The organism is Streptomyces sp. NPDC020362 (genome assembly GCF_040642095.1).
Lineage (GTDB): Bacteria > Actinomycetota > Actinomycetes > Streptomycetales > Streptomycetaceae > Streptomyces.
Window position 1 is genome coordinate 1 of record NZ_JBFAET010000326.1, and the last position, 6,196, is coordinate 6,196.

6 protein-coding genes are annotated in these 6,196 nt (G+C 71.8%); all 6 read left to right on the forward strand.

The annotated features are described in order from the left end of the window. The first annotated feature begins 102 nt into the window (after window positions 1–102). Window positions 103–1,290, forward strand: a complete 1,188-nt coding sequence (locus AB0H32_RS45945; RefSeq protein WP_361134948.1) for a sensor histidine kinase — start codon at window positions 103–105, stop codon at window positions 1,288–1,290. Further along, window positions 1,287–1,952 (forward strand): response regulator transcription factor, encoded by a 666-nt coding sequence (locus AB0H32_RS45950; RefSeq protein ID WP_361134951.1) that lies wholly within the window; start codon window positions 1,287–1,289, stop codon window positions 1,950–1,952. The genes AB0H32_RS45945 and AB0H32_RS45950 overlap by 4 nt, the downstream gene beginning before the upstream one ends. Window positions 1,953–1,955: 3 nt before the next feature. Next, the gene (locus tag AB0H32_RS45955) at window positions 1,956–3,224 is read left to right on the forward strand and encodes a sialidase family protein (protein WP_361134953.1); all 1,269 of its coding nucleotides are present in this window, start codon (window positions 1,956–1,958) and stop codon (window positions 3,222–3,224) included. Window positions 3,225–3,646: 422 nt separating this feature from the next. Beyond that, window positions 3,647–4,201: an SseB family protein gene (locus tag AB0H32_RS45960; protein WP_361134956.1), complete on the forward strand. Its 555-nt coding sequence runs from the start codon at window positions 3,647–3,649 to the stop codon at window positions 4,199–4,201. Then, window positions 4,198–4,785: a hypothetical protein gene (locus AB0H32_RS45965; RefSeq protein WP_361134959.1), complete on the forward strand. Its 588-nt coding sequence runs from the start codon at window positions 4,198–4,200 to the stop codon at window positions 4,783–4,785. Before AB0H32_RS45960 ends, AB0H32_RS45965 begins: the two co-directional genes overlap by 4 nt. Next, the coding region (locus tag AB0H32_RS45970) for a putative T7SS-secreted protein (protein WP_361134962.1) at window positions 4,785–6,196 on the forward strand (1,412 nt) is incomplete at its 3' end. The genes AB0H32_RS45965 and AB0H32_RS45970, both read left to right, overlap by 1 nt.

The following is a 6,196-nucleotide window of genomic DNA, read 5'->3' on the forward strand; positions in this document are numbered from 1 at the left end:
GGCTGCCGGGCCCGCGTCCCGGGGCCCCGGCGGGCGCCCGGCACCCGGGGGCCTCACCCCGGGGGGCCCCGCCCGCGGGCGGGGGCACCCGCCTACCGGAAGATGAACAGCGTGCAGGCAACCATCACCGCCGTCCGGCCCCGACGGGCCCTCGCGTCCCTCGACCCGCTGCGGCAGGACGTGTACCTCGCCGTCGGCCTCGCCGCCCTGGCCTCCGTGATCGCGGTGACCGTCGGCAGCGGACGGCACCCGGACGCGCTCGGCTGGGCCCTGCTGCTCGGCCTCCACGTGCCGCTGGCCTGGCGCAGCAGGGCACCACTGACGGTGCTGGCGATCGCGCTTCCGCTGATCGCGTTCTACCACCAGCAGGACTACAACCACTCCGCGCCGACCGCCGCCTCCATGGTCGTCCTCTACACGGTGGCGGTCAGCAGCGGCCCTGCGCGCACGGCGGCCATCGGCAGCGCCGTCATCGGGCTCATGCTGGTCCTGAAGATCGGCCACGGCATGGCCGGGCTCGCGGTGTCGTTCCAGATCACCGGCTGGATCGTCTCCATGCTCGTGCTGGGCGGCTACATCCGCGTCCACCGCGAGAACGCGACCGCCGCCCTCGAACGCGCCGAACGGGCCGAACGCACCCGCGAGGAGGAGGCCCGCCGCCGGGTCGCCGAGGAACGCCTGCGCATCGCCCGCGACCTGCACGACCTGCTCGCCCACAGCATCACCCTCATCGGCGTGCAGACCTCGGTCGCCGCCCACGTCCTTTCCGCCGACCCCGGCCGCCTGGACCGGGCCGCCGTCGCCGGGGCCCTGGAGGACATCGCCGAGACCTGCCGCAGCGCCCGCGGGGAACTGCGCACGACCCTGGAGGTCCTGCGCGACCCCGGCGCCCCGGACGCCCGCGGCCCGCTGCCCGGACTGCACGGCCTGGCCGACCTCGCGCGCACGGCCACGGGCGCCGACGTGAGGCTCACGGTCACCGCCGACGAGGTGCCGCCCGCCGTGGGAGCCGCCGCCTACCGGATTGTCCAGGAGGCGCTCACCAACGCGGTACGGCACGGCGGCCGCGACGACCTGACCGTGCACGTACGCGTGCACGAGGACGACGGCGCCCTGCGCGTCCACGTCACCGACGACGGCGCGGGCGCGGGCGACGGCACGCCCGGTTTCGGCCTGGTCGGCATGCGGGAGCGGGCCCGCAGCGTCGGCGGCACGGTCGACGCCGGAACCCGCACGGACGGCCACGGCTTCGAGGTGACGGCCCTGCTGCCGCTGGGAGGAACACGATGAACCCCGTCCGGGTCCTGCTCGCCGACGACCAGACCCTCGTGCGGGCCGCGTTCGCGATGCTCGTGGAGTCCGCGCCGGACATGGTGGTCGTCGGGCAGGCCGCCACCGGCCGCGAGGCCGTCGACCTGGCCCGCACCGAACGCGCCGACCTGGTGCTGATGGACCTCCGCATGCCCGGCCTCGACGGCATCGAGGCCACCCGGCTGATCGCCGCCGACGAGGACCTCGCCGGGGTGAAGGTGCTGGTCCTCACCACCTACGACACCGACGAGTACATCGTGGACGCGCTGCGCGCGGGCGCCTCCGGCTTCCTGGTCAAGGACACCCGCCCGGCCGACCTCCTCGACGCGATCCGCACGGTCGCCGCGGGCGAGGCGCTGCTCTCCCCGGGCCCGACGGCACGCCTGATCGAGCGGTTCCTGCGCAGCCCCTCCGCGCCCGCGACGGGCGGCCCCGAGTGCCTCTCGGACCGCGAGCGGGAGGTGCTGGCACTCGTCACCCGAGGCCTCAACAACACCGAAATAGCCGAGGCGTTGGGGCTCAGCCCGCTCACCGCGAAGACCCACGTCAGCCGGATCATGGGCAAGCTCGGGGCGCGCGACCGCGCCCAGCTGGTGATCGTGGGCTACGAGTCGGGGCTGGTGGTTCCGGGGAGTATGTGAGGTGTGACCCCGCTGAGCCGCGTCCTCCTCGTCGCCACCGCGTTCCTCACCCCGCTCACCGCCCTGCACCCGGCCCACTCCGCCCACGGCTGCGCCTCCTCGGTGCCCTACACGGCCGGCGAGGGCGGTTACGCGAGCTACCGCATCCCCGCGGCCGTCCTCACCCTCCCGCACCTGCGCCGGCACCTGCCCGGCGGGGAGACCGCGGGCGGCACCGTCCTGGCCTTCGCCGAGGGCCGGCGCGACGGCGCCGGCGACACCGGTGACATCGATGTCGTCCTGCGCCGCTCCACCGACGGCGGCTGCACCTGGGGCGCGATGACGGTCGTGGCCGCCGGGCAGGGCGACACCCGGGGCAACCCGGCGCCCGTGGTCGACCCGCGCACCGGCGCGGTGGTCCTGGTGACCTCGTCCAACAGCGGGGCGGTGACGGAGGACCAGATCATGCGCGGCAAGGTCGCGCCGGAGCAGGGCCGCCGGGTGTTCGTGCAGCGCAGCCGGGACGACGGCCGCCACTTCACACCCCCGCACGAGATCACGGCCGAGGTGAAGCGGCCCGGCTGGCGCTGGTACGCGACCGGCCCCGGCCACGCGCTGGCCCTGATCCATGGCCGGCACGCCGGCCGCCTGCTGGTCCCCGCCGACCACTCCGCCGCCCCGCCCGCCGGCTCCCACGACACCGGCCGGGAGGCCCGCTACTACGGCGCCCATGCCCTCTACAGCGACGACGACGGCCGCACCTGGCACCTCGGCTTCGTGGACGACACCTACGACGGCGTGGCCAACGCCAACGAGACCGGCGCCGCCCAGCTCCCGGACGGCCGCCTGTACATCAGCTCCCGGGACCAGAACGGCAGCAGCCCCGGCAACCGCCTCGACAGTTACAGCAGCGACGGCGGCCGTACCCTCGACCGCCCCTTCGCCGTCCAGCCCACCCTGAACGACGTCCCCGTGACCCAGGGCAGTGTCCTCCAGCTCCGGGGCCCTGCCGCCCCCCTGCTGTTCTCCGGCCCCTCCGTGCCGACCGTCCGCCGCGCGATGGCCCTGTGGAGCAGCACGGACGGCGGAGCGACCTTCACCAAGACCCTGACCCTGTCCGCCCGCCGTGCCGCCTACTCCGACCTCGTACAGCTGGACCACGACACCGTGGGGATCCTCTACGAGACGGGGATGACGAGCGCTTACGAGACGATCGAGTTCCGGCGGGTGGGGGTGCCCTGGCAGGCGGTCCGTGGACGGACACATGCGGCCGAAGGCCCGTCCACCGGCTGAGAGCCGCGTTGCGTTCGCCAAGGGGCTGGTGTGAGGATCCCGGGCGTGACTGTGGGAATCGCGCCGGATTTGACGCGAGTTGACCGTCCTTTGCCCATTGTTGGTCGGGTGAACGTTGCCCGCGTCAGCCTGTACGTGTGACGATCGAAGATCGTTCACTGAATGAAAGCAGCCGAACGTAGCAGAACATTCTTCGGCAGGGGGATCGCGCTGTGGGGAGCGTTGAGCCGACGGGATCGGCAGGGGCGGCGGGCGAGGCCGAGTTACGTCCGCCCAGGTCGGCGCTGACGGACATTGCGGAGCAGACGGTTCTGTACGCGGGCCGTGCACCTTTGCCTCCCGCTGATGTCTCCTCTTCGACCCAACCCCATCCGGGGCCCGACACATTCGCCACCGCGAAGCAGGCCGCAGAGGCCACTGCAATGACGGCCGGGCCTGCGACAACGGCCGCCCCGGAATCCCCGGCCGCACGGTCGGCCGACCGGCGGGACGCTCCGCTCTTCGCGGAACAGGCCATTCGACTCAGGCTTCACCGACGCCGGTTCCACACACGCCTCGGCGAGTTCCGCCGTCGCCGCGTCCTCGTCCCGTACGGGGAGAAGGGTGCGGCCCTGACGGTGGAGACGCACGGGGCGCGGTGGTTGCTCGCGTTCACCGACGAGGCTGCGCTCGGGCGATACGCCAGGGCACGTGGAGAGGTCGACCGGACCTGGCGGTACCGGGCGGTGTGGGGTGCCGCGGTGCTGGACGCAGGGGTACCGGCGGTGGCCGGGACCGGGTTGCCGTGCGGGGTGCTGGTGGATGCCGGCGACGGCGAACGGGGGCTGGTGCTGCCGCCGGTCGTCGGGATCGTGCCGGAGACGGTCGCCGTGGACGGGGCGGGGAGCGACGACGGCGCGGCAGGTGAAGGCGGAACACGTACGCGTGTGGCCCCGGGTGCCGAGGCCGGAGGACCGACGGGGGAGGGGGAGCAGTGACGACAGCGGGCGGAAGCGGACAGCCGGACCTGCGGGTGCAGGGGCTGAAGTCGATGGCCGAGGGCATCAACAAGGCGCTGAGCGAGATGGATTCGCTGGGCGGGATGAAGGGCTGGGCAGGCGAGGGGCGTGGTTTCACCGGCCTGGAGATGGACGGCATGGACGTCGGCGACGACCATCTGGGCGCGATGCTGCACACCTTCTGCGAGCGCTGGCAGTGGGGAGTGCGCGATCTGATGCAGGAGGGGAACGCGCTGGCCGAGGGGATGGGGCTCGCGGCCGGCACCTTCCACCAGACGGACGAGTACGTGAAGGGATCGTTCAAGATCGCCTACAACTCCGCCGTCGGAGATCCCTTCGCCTCCAACGACAAGGTGGAGAAGGAGAGCCTGGACCAGATCAACCATGCCGGGACGACGACGGGTTACGGCAAGAAGGACCGGGACAATCTGGTGAACTCCTTGAAGCAGACCGGGAAGGGCATGCTCACGGACGTGGAGACGAGCGAGGGCATACCCGGAAGCCCCATCCCGGTCTCGCCGTCCATCGTGCAGGACGTGACCGGGACGGGCGGCGACAACTGATGTCGCTCACCGGGAAGTTAAACAGCGCACTGGGGTCGCTCAAGTCCGGCTACGACCACGTCAAGCGGACGACGGGCCACGTCATCGACGAGGGCGCCCACGGTGTGGGAGACGCGCTCGACTGGGCCGGTGCACATGGTGCTGCCGACAAGGTCGACGACTGGGGCGACTCCACCGCGTCCAAGCTGGGCGCGCACGTGGACGAGCAGCAGCTGGACGAGACCGAGGACCCGAAGGAACTCATCCACGGCAACCCGGCGAAGCTGCGCGAGACGGCGGGGCACCTGCAGCATTTCGGGCAGGCCTTCGGCGCGGTCGCGTCCGGTATGAAAAGTCTCGACTCGTCGGACTTCAAGGGCGAGGCGGCCGACACCTTCCGCAAGAAGTTCGCCTCGCACCAGGTCAAGTGGCAGCAGGCTGCGGAAGCGTGCGGAGAGGCGGCATCCGCGCTGGAGAATTTCGCGCACACGGTGGAGTGGGCGCAGGCTCAGGCACGGGAGGCGGTGGCGAAGTACCGCGAGGGCAAGGCCGCCTCAAAGGCCCACCAGCAGAAGGTGAAGACGTACAACGACGCGGTCGAGGCGGGCGACAAGGACCCCGGACCGAGGCCGTCGGAGCAGGACCCTGGCGACGAGGCCAAGCACGCGGCCGAGCAGATCCTGGCCGCAGCCCGACGCCAGCGCACTCACCTCGCCTCGGAGGCGGCCGGCCGCGTCAAAGCTGCCCTGCAGCACGCTCCTAGTGAGCCGTCGGCCGTCAACCAGCTCAAGCTCGACGGCGTGGATTTCCTGGATGCCACCGAGACGGAGGACATGCGGTTCTTCGGCGGTTTCGTCCGCGGGCTCGGCGACCTGAACAACCTGGCACGCAACGCGAACCCGCTCGATCCGTATGCGATCACGCACCCCTACGAGGCGCTCCAGGCCAAGGTGGAACTCCTGGGCGGCGCCGTGCATTTGGTCACCCATCCCACCGAGTCCGGCGACAAGCTCTGGAACTCCTTCCTGGAGGATCCCGGCGGGTTCGGCGGCGAACTCGCTCCCCAGTTCTTCATCCCGGAGGCGGGGGCCGAGGGAGCCGTTATGGACGGCGTCCGGGGCGCGGAAGACGGGCTGAAGGGCGCCGAGGAAGCGAAGGCCGGGGACTCGGCGGCAGACACGGCCAGGAGCAACCCCGGCGAGCACGACAACCCCAACCCCGGTAGTCAGGTCGAGGAAGACCCCACGGATCCGGTCGATCTCACCACCGGCAAGATGTATCTGCCGCAGACGGACGTGACGCTGCCCGGCGTGCTGCCTCTCGTCTTCAAGCGGCGCGTGGAGTCGGGTTACCGCTTCGGTCGCTGGTTCGGCCCGTCGTGGTCGTCGACGATCGACCAGCGCCTGGAGATCGATTCCGAGGGCGTCGTGTT

Bases quoted from the DNA above. Each gene is read 5' to 3' on its own strand.
- AB0H32_RS45945 (WP_361134948.1), top strand. From the start codon at position 103: ATGAACAGCGTGCAGGCAACCATCACCGCCGTCCGGCCCCGACGGGCC.
- AB0H32_RS45950 (WP_361134951.1), top strand. From the start codon at position 1,287: ATGAACCCCGTCCGGGTCCTGCTCGCCGACGACCAGACCCTCGTGCGG.
- AB0H32_RS45960 (WP_361134956.1), top strand. From the start codon at position 3,647: ATGACGGCCGGGCCTGCGACAACGGCCGCCCCGGAATCCCCGGCCGCA.